At 37.1% G+C, this 22,130-nt stretch carries 21 protein-coding genes; 9 read left to right on the top strand and 12 right to left on the bottom strand.

Going from position 1 to position 22,130, the window contains the following annotated elements; genetic code table 11:
* Window positions 1–61: 61 nt before the first annotated feature.
* From MKY06_RS17450 to MKY06_RS17435, 4 genes are all read right to left on the bottom strand, one after another.
* Window positions 62–1,588, bottom strand: coding sequence for an MDR family MFS transporter (locus MKY06_RS17450; RefSeq protein ID WP_013058109.1), 1,527 nt, complete (start codon window positions 1,586–1,588; stop codon window positions 62–64).
* 53 nt (window positions 1,589–1,641) lie between these two features.
* Window positions 1,642–2,313 carry a MarR family winged helix-turn-helix transcriptional regulator gene (locus MKY06_RS17445; RefSeq protein WP_063672167.1) on the bottom strand — a complete coding sequence of 224 codons (672 nt, stop codon included), beginning with the start codon at window positions 2,311–2,313 and terminating at the stop codon, window positions 1,642–1,644.
* Window positions 2,314–2,586: 273 nt separating this feature from the next.
* Complete coding sequence (locus tag MKY06_RS17440) at window positions 2,587–2,718, bottom strand: FbpB family small basic protein (RefSeq protein WP_013058107.1); 132 nt, start codon at window positions 2,716–2,718, stop codon at window positions 2,587–2,589.
* Window positions 2,719–2,767: 49 nt separating this feature from the next.
* Complete coding sequence (locus tag MKY06_RS17435) at window positions 2,768–3,994, bottom strand: dicarboxylate/amino acid:cation symporter (protein WP_289916392.1); 1,227 nt, start codon at window positions 3,992–3,994, stop codon at window positions 2,768–2,770.
* 406 nt (window positions 3,995–4,400) lie between these two features.
* On the opposite strand from MKY06_RS17435, the gene MKY06_RS17430 reads away from it, so the two are divergent.
* The 3 genes from MKY06_RS17430 (at window position 4,401) to MKY06_RS17420 (ending at window position 7,197) form a co-directional block, all read left to right on the top strand.
* A complete protein-coding gene (locus tag MKY06_RS17430) occupies window positions 4,401–5,615 on the top strand; it encodes a threonine synthase (RefSeq protein WP_029323183.1) in 1,215 nt (404 codons plus the stop codon).
* 341 nt (window positions 5,616–5,956) lie between these two features.
* Window positions 5,957–6,859: a TauD/TfdA dioxygenase family protein gene (locus MKY06_RS17425; RefSeq protein WP_053487526.1), complete on the top strand. Its 903-nt coding sequence runs from the start codon at window positions 5,957–5,959 to the stop codon at window positions 6,857–6,859.
* Between the two features lie 203 nt (window positions 6,860–7,062).
* On the top strand, window positions 7,063–7,197 hold the full coding sequence (locus MKY06_RS17420) for a hypothetical protein (protein ID WP_255260835.1): 135 nt from the start codon (window positions 7,063–7,065) through the stop codon (window positions 7,195–7,197).
* Between the two features lie 83 nt (window positions 7,198–7,280).
* Here the strand turns inward: MKY06_RS17420 and MKY06_RS17415 are convergent, their stop codons facing one another.
* From MKY06_RS17415 to MKY06_RS17395, 5 genes are all read right to left on the bottom strand, one after another.
* Window positions 7,281–8,246, bottom strand: coding sequence for an ABC transporter ATP-binding protein (locus MKY06_RS17415; protein WP_029323178.1), 966 nt, complete (start codon window positions 8,244–8,246; stop codon window positions 7,281–7,283).
* Window positions 8,243–9,220, bottom strand: coding sequence for an ABC transporter ATP-binding protein (locus MKY06_RS17410; protein ID WP_064471904.1), 978 nt, complete (start codon window positions 9,218–9,220; stop codon window positions 8,243–8,245). The genes MKY06_RS17415 and MKY06_RS17410 overlap by 4 nt, the downstream gene beginning before the upstream one ends.
* Before the next feature lie 11 nt (window positions 9,221–9,231).
* Window positions 9,232–10,152, bottom strand: a complete 921-nt coding sequence (gene opp4C, locus MKY06_RS17405) for an oligopeptide ABC transporter permease (protein ID WP_078082011.1) — start codon at window positions 10,150–10,152, stop codon at window positions 9,232–9,234.
* Window positions 10,153–10,163: 11 nt separating this feature from the next.
* Window positions 10,164–11,120: an ABC transporter permease gene (locus MKY06_RS17400; RefSeq protein ID WP_013058100.1), complete on the bottom strand. Its 957-nt coding sequence runs from the start codon at window positions 11,118–11,120 to the stop codon at window positions 10,164–10,166.
* Window positions 11,121–11,193: 73 nt separating this feature from the next.
* Entirely contained in the window at window positions 11,194–12,915 is a 1,722-nt protein-coding gene (locus tag MKY06_RS17395; RefSeq protein ID WP_289916371.1) for an ABC transporter substrate-binding protein, read from the bottom strand.
* Window positions 12,916–13,344: 429 nt separating this feature from the next.
* Between MKY06_RS17395 and MKY06_RS17390 the strand changes: the two genes are divergently transcribed.
* The 4 genes from MKY06_RS17390 (at window position 13,345) to MKY06_RS17375 (ending at window position 16,428) form a co-directional block, all read left to right on the top strand.
* Window positions 13,345–13,608, top strand: coding sequence for a hypothetical protein (locus tag MKY06_RS17390; RefSeq protein ID WP_142326710.1), 264 nt, complete (start codon window positions 13,345–13,347; stop codon window positions 13,606–13,608).
* A gap of 428 nt (window positions 13,609–14,036) precedes the next feature.
* Window positions 14,037–15,440, top strand: a complete 1,404-nt coding sequence (locus tag MKY06_RS17385; RefSeq protein ID WP_029323166.1) for an MFS transporter — start codon at window positions 14,037–14,039, stop codon at window positions 15,438–15,440.
* Window positions 15,441–15,730: 290 nt separating this feature from the next.
* A complete protein-coding gene (locus MKY06_RS17380; protein WP_013056405.1) occupies window positions 15,731–15,934 on the top strand; it encodes a cold-shock protein in 204 nt (67 codons plus the stop codon).
* A gap of 323 nt (window positions 15,935–16,257) precedes the next feature.
* The gene (locus MKY06_RS17375) at window positions 16,258–16,428 is read left to right on the top strand and encodes a hypothetical protein (protein WP_013058097.1); all 171 of its coding nucleotides are present in this window, start codon (window positions 16,258–16,260) and stop codon (window positions 16,426–16,428) included.
* A 183-nt stretch (window positions 16,429–16,611) separates the two neighbouring features.
* Here the strand turns inward: MKY06_RS17375 and MKY06_RS17370 are convergent, their stop codons facing one another.
* Window positions 16,612–16,812, bottom strand: coding sequence for a cold-shock protein (locus tag MKY06_RS17370; RefSeq protein WP_013058096.1), 201 nt, complete (start codon window positions 16,810–16,812; stop codon window positions 16,612–16,614).
* A 290-nt stretch (window positions 16,813–17,102) separates the two neighbouring features.
* Between MKY06_RS17370 and MKY06_RS17365 the strand changes: the two genes are divergently transcribed.
* Both MKY06_RS17365 and fbp read left to right on the top strand, forming a co-directional pair.
* The gene (locus MKY06_RS17365) at window positions 17,103–17,978 is read left to right on the top strand and encodes a YitT family protein (protein ID WP_013058095.1); all 876 of its coding nucleotides are present in this window, start codon (window positions 17,103–17,105) and stop codon (window positions 17,976–17,978) included.
* An 853-nt stretch (window positions 17,979–18,831) separates the two neighbouring features.
* The gene (fbp, locus tag MKY06_RS17360) at window positions 18,832–20,760 is read left to right on the top strand and encodes a fructose-1,6-bisphosphatase (RefSeq protein ID WP_013058093.1); all 1,929 of its coding nucleotides are present in this window, start codon (window positions 18,832–18,834) and stop codon (window positions 20,758–20,760) included.
* 55 nt (window positions 20,761–20,815) lie between these two features.
* Here fbp and MKY06_RS17355 read toward each other — a convergent pair whose 3' ends face one another.
* On the bottom strand, window positions 20,816–21,523 hold the full coding sequence (locus tag MKY06_RS17355; RefSeq protein WP_013058092.1) for a M48 family metallopeptidase: 708 nt from the start codon (window positions 21,521–21,523) through the stop codon (window positions 20,816–20,818).
* A gap of 1 nt (window position 21,524) precedes the next feature.
* Window positions 21,525–22,028 carry a YehS family protein gene (locus MKY06_RS17350; RefSeq protein ID WP_013058091.1) on the bottom strand — a complete coding sequence of 168 codons (504 nt, stop codon included), beginning with the start codon at window positions 22,026–22,028 and terminating at the stop codon, window positions 21,525–21,527.
* Window positions 22,029–22,130: the final 102 nt, after the last annotated feature.

Below are 22,130 nucleotides of genomic sequence, written 5' to 3'. Positions count from 1 at the left end.
TGCATTTTTCGGAACGACTGTTGTACAAATACACCTTTGGCTAAAGCAAGAATCTCTTTTATTACTCTTCTGATTTTGAAGATAGCACTTCTTTTTTTAGAAAGAAGCATAAAACAAAGGCAATGATCGTAAGTACAAATGCGTAAGTATAGATATGCTGAAACGATTCAATAAATAAAACTTTAATTTTCATAAATAATTCTGGAGTAAGTCCACTTGGAATTCCTCCTGCTGCCAGGCTATTCATGTTATTTGCCATACTTTTAGGCAATTCATCGCCTAAACTGCTTAGATTTGACGTAAGTGTGGAAGATAATAGCGTCCCAAACATACTTACTCCGACAGTTGCGCCAATAGACTGAAACAATGGAACGGTTGCCAAGGCAATTCCTTTGTGTTCTTTTTCTACAGATTCTTGAACAATTAAGTTATCTCCACCGAACATAACGCCTAAACCAAGACCGGTGATAAAAAAGAAAATAATGACCTGCAGGGTAGTGGTACTAATATCTAATTTAGAAAATAAATAAAAACCGATAACAGGCATAATGAAAGAAATCACGAATAATTCGCGGTACCGAACTTTTGTTAATAGAAATCCAGAAACGATTGAGGTTGCAACAGCACCTACCATCATGGGCAAAGTTAAATACCCAGATTCTGTAGGAGTAAGGCCTAATACGTTTTGTGCAAAGTAAGGGAAAGATGAGAATGAGCCCATCAATCCACAGCCTACAGTAAAAACAAGCAGTGACAATACTAAAATATTACGATTTCTAAATAGATGCAGCGGTACAATAGGTTCAATCACTTTTGATTCCACCCAAATAAACAGTCCAATTAAAATCACGCCTACACATAGTAGCGAAACGATAAATGGAGAGCTCCACGTATACCCTTCGTTCTCGACTAAAACAGGCGTAATTAATAACGAAATGATTGCAGCTACTAGAAGAATAGCTCCTGCCCAATCAATTGTTACTTTTTTTCTTTCATGTACTTCTTTTAACCCACTTGCTAAAAAAATGACTGCTATTAATCCCACTGGAATATTCACGAAGAAAATCCAATGCCAGCTTGCTTGATCTACAAAAAAGCCTCCCATTAGCGGGCCTAAAAGCATAGGGATAAACATAACTGGTCCCATAAACGCTTGAACTTTTGCTCGTTGTTCAACAGGGAACAAATCACTCGAAATCGTCATGGCTAATGGCATGAGGCCACCCGCGCCAAGTCCTTGAATTCCTCTTCCAATTAAAAGCATAATCATTGAATGAGAAAGCCCGCATATAATGGAGCCTCCAATAAAGAAAGCCATAGAAGCGAAGTAGACTTTTTTTCGACTAAATAAATCGGCTAATTTTCCTAGTATAGGCATGAAAGCAGATAGAGCTAGCATATAGATGCCTGCAACCCAGCCATACATAGATAATCCGCCAAGATCACGTATAATCGTTGGCATGGCTGTATTTACAACTGTTTCATCAAGCTCAGAAAAAATAATTCCAATCATTAATCCAGTCATTACTAGTATTTTATTGTTTTTATTATTTAAAACTTGTTCTCCAACATTTGAGATGTTTTCCATATTGCGTTTCCTCTCGTGAAATTATTAGAAATGATCACTAAACAGCATGTGAATCATTTCTCGTTATTATCTCTATTAGTCTCTCGGGGATTTCGGTTTCTAAATCTCGGTGTTCTAAATTCAGCACCGTCTCCCCAAGGTCCGCGCCCAAAACTTCTTGGACCATGCTCTGGATCACCACCAAAAAATCTGTGGTGAGGTCCAAATCCTCGTAGGTCATTATGGCGTCGAAATTCTTGATTTTCATCATGACCTTGTTTTAACATTTCTTCATCTAAATAAGTATTTAACTTTTGCATTAAATGTGAAAGAGTATCCTGCTCTTCTTCTGAAAGAACATCAAAGATGCCTGAGTTATTGTCTTGTTCCTCCGTAGCCTCGATAGCTTCTAGTCCAGCTTCTGTTAGCTCAACGGAAAGTACTCGCCGATCTTTCTCAGATGGCGTACGAACAATGTAACCTTTTCTTTCTAACTTACTAAGTAATTCACCTATTGACTGAGGTCTCATATCCAGTAAGTACGACAGCTCTTTTTGTGTAGTTTTAGGCTGCAATTTTAATAATTTTAATATCCGTCCTTGCCCCCGGTGCTGATCACCTAGTGCTCCAGCATCTCTTCGATTAATAAAGTAGTGTCGCTGGTATCTTGCCAGCTGTCTCTGGAACCTGAAAAATTGATCAATCAAATCTTGCTCGTGTAAATATTCGTTATCTCTTTCATTCATGATAAAAGCCTCCTTACTAATTTAACGCTGCACTTATCTACATAAAAAATTTTATCCTTTTAATAAGATAGGAAGGATTCATTTGAAATAAAAATAAGGTACCTTATCAAATAATAAAGGTACCTTACTAAAATGTCAATTTCTTATAAAAAAGATACTTTGACAAAGTTAAACATATGCATAAAAGCTGTATATTTTATAGAAATCCCTTACTTGATTAAGTAAGTTTGCTAAAAGATATGATTACAAAATAAAGTGATAAAGCTAACTGTACTAAGTTAGCTTTATCACTTCATGGCGTTTTTCAATACGTTTTTCGATTTTCTCCATTGCTTTTTTATCTTTTAATAATGCTTGTTTATTTTCTTTTACTAGCTCTTCAAAAGATTTTTTCTGTTTAAACAAACTAACACTTCTTTCTCACTATCGTGTTTTTGAATGATGAGGGGTATGGTTATTTGTCCTCGGCATTAAAATGAAACGACTTCTCAGACTTTGCGATAACAACAGTAGCTAAAGAGTTTCCTACGACATTTAATGCTGAACGGCCCATGTCTACAAAGAAATCAACTGCTAATAATAAAGCGACTCCTTCTGCAGGTAAGCCAATTTCTTTCGCGGCAGCTAACAGTACAACGATGACAGCCGAAGGAACGCCTGCTAATCCTTTCGTCATAAGCATTAATAAACCAATGATCACAATAATTTGTTCAAGACTAAGAGGTAGGTTATATACATTGGCAAGAAAGATAATCGCTACACTAATATAGATGCTAGCTCCATCTAGATTAAAAGAATAGCCGGTTGGTAATACAAAAGAAGTGACAGAACGTGACACTCCGAACTTTTCTAATCGATGAATCAGCAGCGGCATAGAAGCCTCTGAGCTGCGCGTTGTAAACGTTAATAAAATCAAATCTCCGGTTCTTTTTAACAGTTCCTTGTAAGGGATACGGAAAATAAGTGCGATAATCGGAAACACAACAAATGCCGTAACGGCAAAAGATAAGTACGTAATACCTACAAATTGACCTAAAGAAAGCAAGCTGCCAATCCCGTATTTAGCCACGCTAAATGAGATAAATCCAAATACGCCAACTGGGGCAAACGATACCGCGTATTCGACTACTTTAAACATAGCTTGTAGCCATGCTTCAAAAAATGTAATAACCGGCTTCGCTTTATCTTCAAGTGATGTAAGAGCTAACCCTACAAAAATACCAAAGAAAATAATCGGCAACAGCTTTCCTTGTGCCATTGCTTCTACAATATTGCTTGGAATAATACTTAAGAAAAACTCTCCAAAGTCGATGCCTTTTGCTAGGTTTCCTAACGAGGAAGTATCCACTGCACCTACATGCATATGTCCACCTACATTTGTTACTTTAGCAATGAGTATTCCTAATATAATTAATACTGTAGTCACAATCTCAAAATAGAGAAGCGTTTTAAACGCTACTCGTCCCAGCTTTTTTATATCATGCATCCCTGTGATTCCTAATACAATCAATGGGAAAACAAGAGGGACAATAACCATTTGAATAAGCTGGATAAACGCTTTTCCTACTATTTCTAACTTTAAACCAACTTCTTTACTAACATAACCAACGATCAATCCAAGAATTAATCCGATAATTACTTTTAATCCTAAATTAAGCTTAAATTTCTTTTTTGCAGCCATCTGTCCAATTCTCCTTGTAGTGTAGTATTGTTTTTGCTTTAGTAACCTTTGAGAATTAGACAAGTACACATGCTATTATTATGCTTATTCACTATCGAAAGTGCGTTCACCTAAAATACCTCCTTAAAATATCTTTTTACATACTAAAACAATTATTCCTATAAGTAAAGTGTGGATTTTGTTTATTCTTCGGGTTTTTATCTAAAATTACTGGGTTTACTTCTAAAAAAAGTAATATAAATAAAGTCGAAAAAAGCACAAAAACTCTGATTTACTAGGGTTTTTGTGCTTTTATTAATGACTAACAAATTGATGAAGATATCATATCTTATAATTCTTATAAAAATACTATAAATTATATTTTATATATGGTATTATGTTTACAGAATTTAAAGGAGTGTGTATGATGCCGTTTAGTTATGTTTCTCACTTATATTGTCCTAAATGTAAAAAAGAATATAGTCCAAAAGAAAAACATCAATTATGTGAATGTGGCTCACCTTTATTAGTAGCGTATGATTTAGAGAGACTGAAAGACAATCTAAGTCCAGAAGATGTCCAAAGCAGAGAACCAAATCTATGGAGATATCATGAACTGCTTCCAGTAGAAGATCCAGAAAACGTCGTTTCCTTAGGAGAAGGGATGACTCCGCTTATAAAAATGCCTAAGCTAGGTAAAGAAATGGACATTCCAAACTTATATATGAAAGATGAAGGTATTATTCCAACGGGATCATTTAAAGCTAGAGGCGCCGCTGTAGGGGTGTCAAAAGCAAAAGAACTTGGCGTTGAACAGTTAGCGATGCCTACAAATGGGAATGCCGGAGCCGCTTGGTCGCTTTATTCGTCACGCGCTGACATAAAAGCAACCGTTGTAATGCCAAAAGATGCGCCTGTTATTACACGAAATGAGTGTGCTGTCGCTGGAGCTGACCTTTACCTAGTCGATGGACTCATCAGCGATGCGGGTAAAATTGTCGGTGAAGCTATTAAAGCCTGGGGTCTTTATGACGCTTCTACGCTTAAAGAGCCGTATCGAATTGAAGGTAAAAAAACAATGGGCTTGGAAATTGCTGAACAGTTTTCTTGGAATCTTCCTGATGTAATTTTATATCCAACAGGAGGAGGCGTTGGATTAATCGGAATCTACAAAGCGTTAAATGAATTAAAAGAGCTTGGCTGGATTAAAGGTGATCTTCCTCGTTTAGTTGCGGTACAAGCTGAAAACTGCGCGCCTATTGTAAAAGCATGGAATGAGAGAAAACAAGAATCTGAATTTTGGCCGGATTCTTCAACCATTGCCTTTGGTATCAACGTACCAAAAGCAATCGGGGACTTTCTTGTTTTAGAGGCCGTATACAATACAAATGGATGCGCGATTGCGGTGGACGAAGATAAGATTGTGGAGGAACAAAAAAAGGTTGCGCAGCTTGAAGGTTCGTTCATTTGTCCTGAAGGTGCTGCTACATTCTTAGCTGCACGCCGTTTAAGAGAAGAAGGCTGGATTAAAGAAAACGAAACGGTTGTTGCTTTAAATACAGGGCTTGGAGTTAAATATCCAAACACGGTAGATATTGAAGTACCTATTTTAGAGCGAAATGGCAGCCTTACTAAAAAATAAAATAAAAAAACATCCAAATAGATCTCCGACTTTAAGCAGTCTAAGCGGAGATCTATTTTTTAATTTGATCCTGTCCAAATCATAAATAGTAAATTCGAAATTTAGATTATTTTAAATATATTGACTTATTTTTGTTAGTAATCTATTATTCAATTAAACAAATTGATTTACTAGGAATTAAAGCTGAATGTAATGCTACCAGGCAACTGGGGCCGGACGATCGCTCAAGCGAATGGACTGGTCCTTTTTGTTTTTTAGAAATACGGCTATACTCTAGAAAATGAATTTGTCATAAAAAATGAAAAGCTCTCTTTTTAGGGAACTTACGAGGAGGACGTATCATGAGTACAGTTAGCAAAAGCGCAGCAAATTCGGTTTTAGAAGTACAGCCCATCGCTGGTCACATTGGAGCAGAAATAAAAGGAGTGCATTTATCTTCAAATTTAAATGCCGAGACACTCAATGCCATTAACAAAGCTTTGCTAAAGCATAAAGTGGTCTTTTTTAGAGGCCAAGGGCATATTGACGATGCTGAACAAGAGGCCTTCGCTGCATTATTTGGTGAACCGGAAGCGCATCCTACCGTTCCGATAAAAGAAGGCAGCAATTATTTATTTGAACTTGATTCTGAACGAGGAGGACGAGCTAACTCTTGGCATACCGATGTAACGTTCATCGATACATACCCGAAAGCATCGATCCTTCGAGCTGTAGTTGTCCCAGAAGCAGGAGGAGATACAGTTTGGGCAAATACAGCCGTTGCCTATCAAAACCTTCCTTCAGAGCTGCGTCAGCTAGCTGATCAGCTTTGGGCCGTGCATACGAATGACTATGATTACGGAGGAAGACATCCTAATCGCTCACAAGAAGATTTAGAGCGTCACCGTAAAGTATTCGCTTCTACTGTATATGAAACAGAACATCCAGTCGTAAGAATTCACCCGGAAACGGGAGAGCGTACGTTAGTGTTAGGACATTTTGTTAAAAAAATTAAAGGGTTATCTTCTTCGGATTCAAATCATCTTTTTTCAATTCTGCAAGACCATGTAACAAGACTAGAAAACACGGTTCGCTGGCACTGGAAAGCAGGTGATATTGCGATTTGGGATAACCGCGCAACCCAGCACTATGCAATTAATGACTACGGAGAAAAGCACCGCGTGATGAGACGAGTTACTTTGGTTGGAGAAGTGCCTGTGAGTATCGACGGGCAAACGAGTATTACTTATAAAAAAGAAGAATGAAATCAGGTTCTATTTTGTACCAGCATGTTTCTTTCAAAGCAAAGGCAGGTGAGAAAAGTTTCGCACTTATAATAAGAAGAGGCTGAGACAAAAATCTTTTAGTTGAAGTGAAATCCGAAATGTTAATCAAAATTATTGATTAACATTTCGGATCTTTTTGTCATGGTGAACATAGATTTAATGTGTTTGGCTGCTTCTAGCTTTTGGTTGGAGGGCAAGGCGAAGACTCCTGCGGGAAAAGCGGAATAGGTGAGAGCCCGCAGGAGCGTAAGCGACGAGGAGGCTCACCGGCCGCCCGTGGAAAGCGAAGTCTTGCACGGAAATCAACAGCGTTGTAACAAGCAGTTCAGCTCATTTATCCCATTTGTTCGTCTTTAGATTGAATTGATTTCGTTATGTCTCAATGCCTTCTTATGGGTCTTTATACAAAGTGACACGCTACAAAATGATTAGAACCGACATCTTTGTAGTCAGGTGGAATATCTGCACATTTCTTCTGGGCAATCGGACATCTTGTCCTAAACTTACACCCAGAGGGAGGTGTAATCGGACTTGGTATTTCACCTTTCAAAATGATTTTTTCTCTTTTGATGGTTGGATCAGGTATCGGTATGGCAGATAAAAGCGCTTTTGTATAAGGGTGCAGTGGATTTTTGAATAATTCATCTCTTGATGCTTGCTCCACAATATTTCCTAAATACATAATAGCAACCTTGTTACACAGGTGCTCGACGACGCTTAAATCATGTGAAATAAACAGATAAGACAAATTTTCTTTTTCTTGAAGTTCACTAAACAAATTAATAATTTGAGCTTGAATTGATACGTCCAGTGCAGATACTGGCTCATCTGTTACAACAAATTCAGGGTTTAAAGCCATGGCTCTGGCAATGACAATTCGCTGACGCTGTCCGCCTGAAAATTCGTGCGGGTATCTGTCTATATGGTAAGGAGATAAACCGCATTTCTCCATAATCGACAAGACGTGATCTCTTACGTTAGTTCGGGAAGCTAATTTATGTTGAATCATAGCTTCTCCAATCGCTTCGCCTATTCTAATTCGAGGGTTTAAAGAACTAAAAGGATCTTGAAAGACGAGCTGTGACTGCAAACGGTAATGAATCAGCTCTTTTTTTGACAGCTTAAAAACGTTCTTTCCTTTAAAAAATACGTCTCCGCTTGTTTTATTATGAAGTCTTAAAATGGTTTTTCCTAAAGTAGACTTACCGCTTCCTGACTCACCAACCAATCCGAAAATGTCACCTTTTTTAATTGAAAAAGTTACTCCGTCCACCGCTTTTACTTGTTCGTTTACTGATTTAAATAACGTAGATTTGGAGGAGTAAAATTTTTTTAAGTTGTTTACTTCTAACAGCGTTTCACTCATTGATCTTTACCTTCCTTATAAAGCCAGCAGGCTGTGTAGTGGTCATTTTCTGAAATGAAGGGAGGAGCTTGTGTTTTGCAAATATCCATACAGTGTTCACAGCGCTCGCTAAAATAACAACTTTCTGTAAGGTCCGTAAGTTTTGGTACTTGCCCTGGTATCGAATGCAGCCTTTGTGTTCGTTTGCCGATAACCGGCTTTGAGCGAAGCAGACCCTTCGTATAGGGGTGTTTTGGATTTTGAAATAGCTCAACTACCTGTGCTTTTTCTACGATTTTACCTGCATACATCACCATTACGGTATCAGCCATTTCAGCTACAACGCCGAGATCATGTGTGATAAATAAGATTGATGTACCAAGATCATGTTTTATAGTTTGTAATAGATCTAATATTTGAGCTTGAATCGTTACATCTAGAGCAGTAGTAGGTTCATCGGCAATTAATAGCTTAGGGTTGCACCCGAGTGCAATCGCAATCATAATCCGCTGAAGCATACCGCCGCTTAGCTCGTGCGGATAACTTTTTACTATTTTTTTAGCATTGGGTATCCCTAAAAGCGTAACAAGTTCAATGGCTTTATCATAAGCTTCAGCTTTACTAATAGATAGATGCTCTAATAGAGTCTCGGTAATTTGGTCTCCAATAGTGAATACTGGATTTAGAGATGTCATCGGTTCTTGAAAAATCATCCCAATGTCTTTTCCTCTAATTTTTCTCATCTCTTTTTTTGTTTTTTCTAATAGATTTGATCCATTAAATAAAATCTGACCGTCTGTAATTTCCCCTGAATCAGAAAGCAGCTGCATAATGGATAGAGCCATTACGCTTTTCCCGCATCCTGATTCACCAACGATACATACCGTTTCACCGGGATTAATGGAAAAGCTGACGTTGTTTACTGCTGTAACCGTACCTCCTTCCGTATGAAAAGAGGTGTGTAAGTCTTTTAATTCTAGTAAAGGTGTATTCATCTATTCATTACCTACCTTTTCATTTTAGGATCAAGCGCATCTCTTAAACCGTCTCCAAGAAGATTAATAGAAATGACCGTTAAAAAGATGGCAGCGCCTGGTGGAATCCAAAGCCAAGGTCGCTTTTTAAAATCAACTAAATTATTAGCTGCATCAATCATATTTCCCCAAGAAGGTGTAGGGGGAGTGACGCCTAGTCCCAAGTAGCTTAAAGCAGACTCACTTAAAATAGCTCCTGCTACGTTTAAAGTAGCAACAACCAATAATAAAGGGAAAATATTAGGGATTAAATGATAAAAAATCTTTCTTTTATCGCTTAAACCTAATATTTGTGTGGCTTGAATAAAAGGCTGTTCACGCAGTGAAAGAACTTGGCCGCGAACAAGCCTTGCAAGCCCAGGCCAGCCAATTAAACTGAGCATTAGCATAATAATATAAATACGGTATTCAGAAGGCGTTTTCCATTCTGATAAAATAGCTCCCATGATCAATAAAAGAGGGAGGCCAGGTATAGACATCAATATGTCAGCTAGCCGCATCAGCACTTGATCAATGATACCTCGATAAAAACCAGCAACGGCTCCTAAAACAGAGCCAATTAAAACGGATAGAACCATAGAAGCAATTCCTACAGTGAGGGAAATTTGACCAGCAAGCATCAAGCGGGTAAGTACATCTCTTCCATACTTATCTGTACCTAACCAATGCTCTGCGCTTGGCGGATGATTCATTAAATTAACGTTTACGGTACTATTAACATAAGGAGAAAACAAAGGACCAATAAAACTAAAAGCAATCATGGCAAGCAAAAAGAATAATCCGCTTATCGCTAATTTATTTTTTCGCAGCCGCATATACGTTTGTTTCCATAGTGATATTGGTTTTGAAACTGCGTCTTTTTGCGGCTGGTCTGTTACTAATGAAGTTTCCATACAATAATCGCCTACTTTAACCGGATTCGCGGATCGACCGCTGCATATGTAATATCTGCTAAAAAGTTACCTATAATCGTTAAGAAAGAAAGTAGCATCGTAAAAGACATTAAGACTGGATAATCTCTAAAGCTTAATGCTTCGAGCTGAATTCTGCCCACCCCGGGCCAGTTGAAAATTTGTTCTGTTATAATCGCACCGGAAAATAGCCCGGGCAGTTCAAAAGCTAACAGCGTAATAGCAGGAAGCAACGCATTTTTTAACGCGTGCTTAAAAATGATAGAACGTTCTTTTAATCCTTTTGCACGTGCAGTTCGTATATAGTCTTGCCGAACGACTTCAAGCATTCCTGTACGAAAATATCTGGTTAATGAACCTACGCTTAGAAGTGTCAAAATCGCTACCGGCAGTACCATATGTTTACTCACTTCTAGCAGATAAGCTAGCTTTGTTGTATTGCTGCCTGTATCAATCATCCCTCCAATTGGAAGAATTCCTAAATCAACAGCAAAAAATTTAATAAGCAATAAACCAATAAAGAAAGAAGGGAAGGACATAGCAGCAAAAACACCAAGTGTAACGAAACCATCGAACCAAGAGTACTGTTTTACAGCTGAAATAACCCCTGTAAATAGAGCGATTGTCCAGGTGAAAAATAGAGAAACTGCAGCTATAAGAAATGAGTTCCAAATGAATTTATTTAATAATGACGTTACAGGTTCTTGGTACTTTAATGAAAAACCAAAATCACCTTTTACTAAATCTGTAAACCACCTTACGTATCTTTCTAAAATCGGCTTATCAAGTCCATATAATTCTCGTAGTTCCTGAGCTCTTTCCGGAGTCAGTTTAGGGTTTGAATCAATATAATCCCCGGGCAATAAAGCAAAAAGAACAAAAATAAGAAAAGATGTTCCAATTAAAATAGGAATCATTTGTAAAAATCGATAAAAAATATATTGTTTCAATACGTGTTCCTCCCTAAAAGTGCCCGGGGGCTAGGACCAGGCACTATTTTTTACCTATACATGAAAGGAGACTTCACTCTTTAATTGAAAGGTTTGGAAGGCTCGAAGAAATCCCAGTGAAATTATCTGGATTAAGTCCACTAATGCGTGCATTATTAGCGTGAATGACTTTGCGGTAATTCAGTAAAATAACGGGTGGATCATCAGATAATTCTTTATACAGTTCATGGTAAATCTTTTTGCGTTCGTTAATATCCGTAGTGCTAACGCTTTCTTCTAGCAATTTATCTACTTTAGGATTTGAATAGCCTGCTGAATTATCAGGATGAGTCGAAGCTAAATCAGCGACTGCATCGTCAGGATCAGAAAGCATAGGGGTAGAAACGGCAGCTAAGTCGTAATCTTTTTTATTCAGCTTAGTCAAAAGCGTATTAAAGTCTAATACTTCCGGGTTAAATTGAATGCCGAGCGCCTTGTAATTTTCTTTTGCGATTGGAATAAAGTCGTCGTCATTTCTGCTTGTTAAATAACTAATTTTCAGCTTCGTTTCACCTTTAGCTCGTATTCCGTCTTTTCCGACTTTCCATCCTGCTTCATCTAATAGCTGTTTAGCTTTTTTGACATCATATTTATATTTGTTGATACCATCCTCTATGTATGCCCATGAAACAGGAGAAACAGGTACATTAGCGACAGTGCCATATCCTTTATACGTAACATCCGTAATTTTTTGACGATCAAGTCCGTATATCAATGCTTGTCTAACGGCTTTATCTTTCAAATAAGGCTTAGTATTGTTAATATACGCGTAGCTATAAGAGTTAGCGGTTGTCACTTTGATATTTGCAAAACCTAGCTCTTTAAGCTGCTCTACGCTTTCCGGTTCTGCTGGAAAACGGTCATAGTCTGTTTCGCCTGCTTCAAATAGCTGAGAAGTTGTTTCTGGCGTGGTTACTTTATAAATGAAATTCTTCACTTTAGGCGGGCCGTCATAATAGTTTTTATTTGCAACATAGCGTATTTCTTGACCGGGAATATATTTTTCCAGTTTATAAGGTCCAGATCCTACAGGCTTAGAGTAGAGCTTCTTTAAATAATCTAAATGAGCGTACGTATAGTCTTTTCCGTAATAATCTTTTGATAGCACGATACCGCCTAGTAATAAAAGAGCTTTTGCGTTTACTTTTTCCGTTGTGATTTTAATTGTTAAAGGATCAACCACTTTGATTCCTTCTATTGTTTTTGCTTTTCCATCTTTATAGTCTTTTCCACCTTTAATTGTAGCGGTCGCTAAGTCACCCCATCCGTCATAAGCTGGATCGTGAAGAAGTGTTAATGTAAAAGCTACGTCATCGGCAGTAAGAGGGGAGCCGTTGCTGAATTTTAAATCATCTTTTAAGTGAAACGTATAAACAAGCTGATCATCTGAGATTTCCCAACTTTTTGCTAAAATCGGAATGGGTTTTCCGTTTTTATCTAAATCTACTAAAGGGCTAAAGATAGGACTTGTTGCGTTTCCATCCCAGCCGTTGTCGTAGAAATAAGGCAAAAAGACGCCTCCGGGAGCTGACATTCCAGCAATAAACGTATCTTTTCTTTCTAGCGCTTTGGCTGGAATATTTCCTGTGTTAGAAGCCTTTATTACCTGATCTTTTATTTGTTTAATATCGGCCGTCTGTACAGCAGAAGTTGTTTCCTTATTAGCCTTTTCATCTGTGCTACTATTTAGTGCACATGCCGATAAAAAGCTAGCAAAAGTCATTGTTAACACTAAACCAGTCATTTTTTTCATCATTTTCCACCCCAAGTTATATTTTATTTGTGCAAAACCAGTAAACTTTTTTATCACTTCCAGTTCTATGTATAATAAAACATGTAATTCTTATCGAAAAAGTATGTTTTATTTTATGATATTTCTAAGATATGGGAGAGTCAATAAGTATCAAAGTGACTTCAGTTAAAGAAATATGACTTATCATAAAAAGTAATTTCTTGAAAATAAAAACTTAAAAACAGCACGCCGCACATTGTAAAACGTTTTCATTTATCATAGAAAAAATGTAAAAAAAGTATTATGTGTAAATTATTGTTATAATTGTGAATCTTTATATTCAATATAATACGGATACATTTAGGTTTAAAGTTTGTCTTAGGGGGTATTCGAAAAAGGAGAGATGGCATCTTTACATCCAGAGAAACAGCTTGGTGAGGAAGTTGAATTCATTTGGCATATACTCAACTTGAAGAATATGCCAAAAGTCGCATTGTAAACCCGCTTGCTTTTACAGTAGAAGACCTACTTGAAGCCACGAACGATTATACGGAGAAAGGAGTTGAATTTCTATCCCTAGAACCCCAGCCAACTCTTAAAGTTTTATTCTATGGACCGAATCATCCATTGCTGCACTTGTTAGAACGAGCTTTATATTTATTTTTAAGGCTACATAATTTTTGTAATAGAAACAGTGTATCTATTACAAAAATATAGCTTATATCTAATGGGTTGTAACAATAATTGTCAGATAACCTGAGTGGAAATTGCTACCAAGCACATTGTGAACCAGATGCGCTATCTTTAATGACAAATTACTATTTCAGTGACTGTAATTCCATCGAAAACGATCCCTATTTTAGGCGAAAATCGTTTTTTAAATAGCAATGAATTGTACGTTGAAATAAAAAAAGTTTATTTTGGTTTTAATTCATTTATTTGTTAGCGTTCCTTCCTCAGCATTTTTTGGCTTCAATCCCTTTAGCCATAACCTTTTTTAATATTTAACATCACATGAATAGTTTTCATTTTTTACTTAAAAATAAGGAGTGTTCCAACACATTTAAGTGTGAAATACAGTAAGTCAAATTTGACTTTACTACTCAGTCTTGTATAATCGTATACCGCGGAGGTGACGTAATGAAATGAAGTTTAATAAGAAAAAAATTAACGTCGTAGATATTGACAATGCTAAAAAAAGCGTCTTTGCTACAGGAGTAGGAAACGCGATGGAATGGTTTGACTTTGGCTTGTATTCATATTTAGCCGTAATTATTAGTCAAAACTTTTTTAGCGCAGTTGAAAATGATCAGCTCAAATTAGTGTTCACATTTGCCACATTTGCGATTGCCTTTTTAATGCGTCCATTAGGCGGTGTTATATTCGGTAAAATTGGGGACAAGTTAGGAAGGAAAGTCGTTTTAACCACCACCATTATTTTAATGGCCTTTTCCACATTACTCATTGGGTTGTTACCTACATATGATCAAATCGGTATATGGGCACCCATCCTTTTATTAATTGCACGAATCATTCAAGGTTTTTCAACTGGTGGTGAATATGCTGGTGCGATGGTGTATATTGCAGAATCGTCTCCAGATAATAAGCGAAATGTACTTGGAAGTGGACTAGAAATCGGTACACTTGTTGGTTATATTCTTGCTTCACTGCTAGCTAGCTTACTATTTTTTATTCTGTCGGATAAACAAATGGCCTCATGGGGCTGGAGAATTCCCTTCTTATTAGGATTACCTTTAGGACTTATTGGTTTTTATTTACGAAGAAGTTTAGGGGAAACACCTATTTTTGAAAATGAACTTTCCAACGAAGACGAAGTTGAAGAAGAAAGCTTCCTCTCTATTTTAAAAAATCACAAAAAAGATGTGTTTGTTTGTTTCGTAGCCGTGGCTTTCTTTAACATTACAAACTATATGCTATTATCGTACATGCCTTCTTATTTAAATGAAATTATTGGTTTATCAAACACAGTTGGTACGGTATTAATTACGGCAGTTATGATTTTAATGGTGCCGCTTGCTCTTATGTTTGGAAAACTGAGTGACAAAATCGGAAACAAGAAAGTTTTCTTAATCGGTTTAGGCGGATTGAGCTTACTGTCAGCCTTTTCGTTCTATTTAATTAACTTAAATGGTTTAGTCTTTGTTTCAATCGGTATTCTTATTCTAGGTGTTTTACTTGCTACGTATGAAGGAACAATGCCAGGAACGCTGCCAACAATGTTCTACACAGATATTCGCTACCGAACATTAGCGATCACGTTTAATGTTTCAGTTTCTATCTTTGGAGGAACGACACCATTAGTTGCGACATGGTTAGTTCACGCAACAGGCAATCACTTGGCTCCAGCGTTTTATTTAACCATTGTGAGCATCATCGGATTTTTCGTGATTTTATTCTTGTTTGCGAACACAGCAGGAAAATCACTCAAAGGTTCATACCCAACGGTTGCTTCTAAATCTGAATACAATGAAGCTGTTGAAAATCCAAAAGATTCATTATGGTGGCACACAGAGCAAACAGAAAAATAAAGTAAATAAAAAGCAGCTGCTACATTAACTGCTGCGCAAAATATGAACACTGAAAAAGAGTCTTCTCCTTGTATAGCATAGAGAAGGCTCTTTTTATCATTCAATAATTTATCCCATTCCCTGTATTTGCTATCTTTGATTCTGTATGTTACGATTAAGTTAATTATTTTTGTTCGGTATAAGATTGAGAGAAGAGAAATCTCTTCCATAGAATTTTTTATCTTAAGATAGTATGGTTGGACAAGGGTAGTAATACAAGCGTGGAGTATTCCACACCAGGAGGCACTATTATGGAACAAGGTACAGTGAAATGGTTTAATGCAGACAAAGGCTTCGGCTTTATCGAAATTGAAGGCGGAGACGATGTATTCGTACATTTCAGCTCTATTCAAGGTGAAGGCTTTAAATCGCTAGAAGAAGGTCAAAAAGTGACGTTTGATATCGAACAAGGCCAACGTGGAGCACAAGCTGCTAACGTTCATAAAGTAGCATAATTAAAACTAAAAAAGACTCCACATAGGGGTCTTTTTGCTTTGGATTTTAATAATTTAAAAAGATTACTTAAAAAATAAGTAAAGACATTGGAGACAGAATGCTATTAAAGAAGAGTTACCTATATGTAAAATCCCGTGTCGCAAAAAAAATAGAAAAAACCCCCTTATGGTTATAGAACTGTATGCTTTAGGAGTACATATACGCCTGAAGGTATCAAAAATAACTAACCTTCGCTGGATTAGCCTTGAGAGATGCACATTATATTTCCCGATAAATAAAGTTAAAAATTTGATTATTTTTGATACGAGAGAGGATGAGGAATATGAGTATAAGCTTATTTTCTAATGGAGAAATTGTAAATATAAAAGCATCTAATGAAAGAGTAATCATCTTAAAAAGCCATTATGTAAAAAATATGAAAAGATACTCTTATACAGTGGATAAATATCCAAGTACGTTTTTCTTTGAAGAAGAATTAATGAAACATGAATAAATATTGATTTATAGTTTGGATTTTGTCTATACTGTGCTATACTGAATTTACCATTTGTATTACCGATTACTATTTTTGTATTAATAAGCCCTATTCCTCAGTGGATAGGGTTTTATTATGACATTTTCAAGGAAATGAAAAAGACAGACTCCATGGAGTCTGTCTTTTTATATTTATGATGGATTAAGCTTTTTGAACGTTAGAAGCTTGAGGGCCGCGTTGACCTTGTTCTACGTCAAATGTAACTGCTTGACCTTCGTCTAAAGATTTGAAGCCTTCGCTTTGGATTGCTGAGAAATGTACAAATACATCGTCTCCGTTTTCGCGTTCGATGAATCCAAAACCTTTTTCTGCGTTAAACCATTTTACTTTACCTTGTTCCATAATTGTTGCCTCCTAGTGTGACACGCACACATTGTGTTACTATCCTTGCCCAAATCTACAGACGAAAGTTATTTAACTTATCAATCTTTACCGAACAAAAATAATTCTTCTTAAACTTAACAGAAATAGGGACTTATTGCAAGGATAGAGTCTGTACAGCTAGAATTTCTCTTTTATCTATGTTTGCACTATGTGAGCTAAAAAACGATACGTAAGCCTCTTCAGTTCAAATAAAGAGAATGTTTGTGGTACACTTAAATAGTAAAAAACATTTAAAAGTGAGGAATTATATGAACACAACTAAAAAACATCACAGGCCTAAGCGGCTAAAAATTGCTTTCCGAGCATTAATGGTCATTATCGGAGGAATTATTGCAGCTTACGGCTTAGAAACTGTCTTAATTCCAAACCATGTTTCAGATGGAGGGGTAACAGGCATTAGCATCGTCGCTTCAAACCTATTTGGCTTGCCACTTGGGGTTCTCATCGCCGTTATCAACATTCCTTTTGTATGGTTAGGATATCAACAAATTGGGAAAAGCTTTGCCATATTTTCCATCCTCGGAATTGTCTCATTAGCTGTCGGCACTAGCCTCATGCATCACACTCCAGCAATTATTGAAGGAGATACACTACTCGTAACCGTTGTTGGCGGTATTATCCTTGGGTTTGGAATGGGAATTGCACTTCGTAACGGCGGGGCCTTAGATGGCATCGATATGCTGGCCGTGCTGCTTTCTCGAAAACTGCCGTTTGGAACAAGTGATCTTATTTTGTTCTTAAATGCATTTGTATTTATTTTCGTTTCATTAGTATTTGGTCTGCAAGGCGCGATTCTTTCTGCAATTGCATACTTTATTGCATCCAAAGTTATTCACATCGTAGAAGTAGGGCTAAGCGGATCGAAAACCTTCCAGATTATCACTTCTCAGCCTGCATTAATGGTAGAGACAATACGTGATCGTTTAGGTCGAAGCGCTACATACAAAGAAGCTTACGGCGGTTATTCTCATGAGAAATTTAAGGAAATCACATGCGTAATCAACCGCTTGGAAGAAAGCAAAATGAAAGAAATTATCAACGAAATTGACCCGACGGCTTTTGTTACGGTATATGACGTAGCGGAAGTTAAAGGCGGTAATTTCAGAAAGAATAATATTCACTAAGTACACGAATCACTATATTTGTACGAACACTCTACCATATTCTCTTTTAGTTAGGCGTGTAGAGATAAGAAAAAGCAGCGTGATATTTTGCATCCGCTGCTTTTTCTTATCATAAAATCCATTTGCCACAAGCCGCCTGTTATATAGCTAACTTGCTCAGCGGAGGTTTTTAAAACGTGATACTTTGAAAAAGTGAAGCGGTCAGAATTAAAGTAGATAGGGTACCTGCAGACATTAATGTGAGGATTTTTCCTTTGTTTTTCTTCTTTGAAGATTTGAGCATTTTTTGTGATACAGCATTCCATATTATAATAGAAGCAATTGCTACTAGTAAAAGCCACATATGATTTCCTTCTTTGTTAATGAATAAACAGAAAAAATCTCTGAACATAAAAGAACAGAGATTCAACAGAATGATGGTTCTTATATAATACAAAGGATGACTTTTCCTGTCTCAGAAAGGTCATCTTTATCGTACCATCACCAAGGACTTGGCGCTGTGCGTTTTCTCACAGCGGGGGAAGAAAAAATCTGCTATTGTATAGAGGTCGGAGTAAACTTTCTTGATTATGTACGCTTCTTTCATATGTATCGAACCTGCTGATCTCAGTCAGCAGGTTTTTTTATGTTATCACTTAGTTTTCATCTTTAAGTGGAAAAGGCCGGTTAATCTTTATGGACAAATAGACTTTATACCATTTTACCTATACGTAAAATAGGTTAAAATAAAGAGGTGAGGCATGGAGAGAAAAGAGTTAAATAAGAGGTGCGTAACATTATAATCACAATTTATCTTACAGGGTTATGACGGTGATTATACTAAATGGTGAACGTTGAAAGGGGATACATAGTTTTGAACACAAAATATCTAGATTTACTTGCACAAAAGTATGATACGGAAGAAAAAGTGGTAACCGAAATTATTAACCTTGAAGCTATTCTTCATCTGCCAAAAGGGACCGAGCATTTTGTCAGCGATTTACACGGCGAGTATCAAGCCTTTCAGCATGTGCTGCGAAACGGTTCGGGGAATGTAAAAGAGAAAATTAAAGATCTTTTTAAAAACGTATTATCTGACAAAGAAATCAATGAATTTGCGACATTAGTCTATTACCCTGAAGAAAAATTACCGTTGATCAAAGCACAGTTTCGAAACAAAAAGGAACTCTATCAATGGTATACAGAAATCATTGATCGTATGCTTAATCTTATTTCGTACGCTTCTTCTAAATACACGCGTTCTAAACTGCGTAAAGCATTGCCAAATCAATTTGTGTACATTATTGAAGAACTGCTATATAAAACGGATGAATTTACAAATAAAGAGCAGTACTACACGAAGATTGTTCAGCAGATTATCTCTTTAGGACAGGCTGATAAGCTTATCGTAGGCCTTGCTTATACAACACAAAGGTTGGTTGTTGACCATCTGCACGTAGTAGGGGATATTTATGACCGTGGACCTGAACCGGATAAAATTATGGATACGCTGATTAACTATCACTCCGTTGATATTCAGTGGGGAAATCACGATGTGCTATGGCTAGGCGCTTTTGCGGGTTCGAAAGTGTGTCTTGCCAATATTATTCGTATCTGCGCAAGATACGACAATCTAGATATTATTGAAGATGTATATGGCATTAACTTGAGACCGTTGCTTAACCTGGCGGAGAAATACTATGATGATAATCCTGCTTTTAGACCAAAAGTAAGCTCGAGTGACAAACTATCCGATCACGAGCGACTACAAATTACGAAAATTCATCAGGCCATTGCGATGATTCAATTCAAGCTTGAAAGTCCGATTATAAAAAGACGTCCTTTCTTTAATATGTCGGAAAGGCTGTTGCTTGAAAAAATTGATTATGATAAAAATGAAATTACGATATACGGAAACACGTATCCGCTAGAAAACAGCTGCTTTGCAACGGTTAATCCGGCGCAGCCTGATCAGCTATTAGAAGAAGAAGAGCAGGTAATGGAAAGACTGCTGCTTTCTGTGCAGCATTCGGAAAAGCTGGCGAGACATATGAAGTTTCTTATGAAAAAAGGCAACCTTTATTTGAAATACAACGGAAACTTATTAATACACGGCTGCATTCCTTTAGATGAAGAAGGAAACATGGAAAAAATGACGATTGAAGATAAAACGTATGCAGGCCGCAACTTGCTTGATGTGTTTGAACATTATTTACAAGAGGCTTTTGCACATCCTGAAGAAACGGATGATTTGGCAACAGATATGGTCTGGTACCTATGGACAGGAGAATATTCATCACTCTTTGGGAAACGTGCAATGACCACGTTTGAAAGATATTTTATCAGTGATAAAACAACGCATAAAGAGAAGAAGAATCCGTATTATTACTTACGGGAAAATGAGGAAGTCTGCCGAAACATCCTGGAAGAATTTAATCTAAATCCTGATCATGGTCATATTATTAATGGTCATACGCCAGTCAAAGAAATTGAAGGAGAAAACCCGGTCAAAGCAAATGGAAAGATGATTGTCATTGACGGCGGTTTTTCAAAAGCGTATCAGTCCACAACAGGAATTGCTGGCTACACTTTATTATATAATTCTTACGGCATGCAGCTAGTCGCTCACAAACACTTCAATTCAAAAGAAGAGATTTTATTAGAAGGAACGGACGTCTTATCCGTAAAGCGATTGGTTGATAAAGAACTAGAAAGAAAAATGGTTTTAGAAACAAACGTCGGAGAAGAATTGTTAAAAGAAATTTCTATTTTAAAAGATTTAAGAAAATATCGCTATAGTTAAAGATAAAAAAGAGCAGTATGCCTCTGGGGCTTCTGCTCTTTTTTATTTAGCGGTACTACACCGTCATTTCCCAGCTCGACATTTCCAGCCAGTTCTCTTGTTCACGATAATCAGGCATGATTTTCCCGACAAGACGCCAAAAGGACCGGTCATGATTCATATGAACCATGTGGCACATTTCATGAACGACTACGTAATCAATGACGTGCTGCGGTGCCATTGCCAGCCGCCAGTTAAAGGTTAGCTGACGCTTAGAATCACACGTGCCCCACGCTTTTTTGCTATCGGAAATCGAAATAGAGCGCGGCTTTGTTTTAAAATGTTTTTGATAGGAGGAGATACTCTTGGTTACTAACGCTTTACATTGTTGATAGTAAAAGCGTTTGAGCGCTTGTTTTATCGCTTCATCGTCGTGCTGATTGACATAAATCTGAAGCGTGTTCGCTTCAAACAATACAGAATCCTTTGTAATGGTCGAATCGTGATGAATCTGTATCGGATAGTTTTTTCCTACATACAAAAAGCGTTCTCCGTGTTCATAGACTTTTTTCTTTGGTCCATGCGTTCTATCTTTCATTTCGTTTATTTTTTGCTGAATCAACGCCCAGTTGTTCTCTAATAACATACATACTTGTTCAGTAGACGTTCCTTTAGGAGCAAGAACTTCGACCGTTCCGTATCCGTCTACTTTAATCGCAAAAGAACTTCGGTTTTTATATCGTATTTCGTAATGGATACTCTGATTTGAAAAAGTGTGTATCATTTTATCCTCTATATTGTACGGTTAAGCCTCTTAGGAATTTTCGAGCAAAATTCTCTTTGCACGGTTTGTAATTTTTGTGGCCTTTTTTTCGTAATAAAGCACCTAATTCTGCTTTAGATACGCGTATTCCACCGTCGTCGAATACTTCTAACATCTCTTCACTGGTGAGGGACAAAGCAATTTTTACTTTCTTTAATAAGACGTTGTACATATTTTGATTGCTCTGAACCGGCGCTGGCGGTGCTTGCCCTGGTTTAGGGTCTTGTTTTCCTCTTTTAAAGGTAATAAAACCGTTTAAAAAAGAATCTAACATACCGTTACTGCACGAGATGTGTTCGTCCGCATGAACTGCATCCTCGTCTTCTTCGTCCGGTGTTCTCGTAAGGATCTTTAATACGTCTTCTTTTGTTACGTCTACTCCGCCAAGATTAAAGATCTCTACCATTTCTGTATTTTTTAAATCCAAGGCATATCGTAATCTAATTAAAATATCGTTATTATCCATTCTTGCTCCTCCTATAACTTGCTTGCTGTATGTAAAAATCGTGACTGCCACAATCTGAACGGACTTGGTTAATATCAGTACAATTATAGTAACAGGTTCCGC

It is taken from the genome of Priestia sp. FSL P4-0332 (assembly GCF_038005845.1).
In the GTDB taxonomy this organism is placed as follows: Bacteria; Bacillota; Bacilli; order Bacillales; family Bacillaceae_H; genus Priestia.
This window is presented reverse-complemented; position numbering and strand designations above follow the sequence as displayed.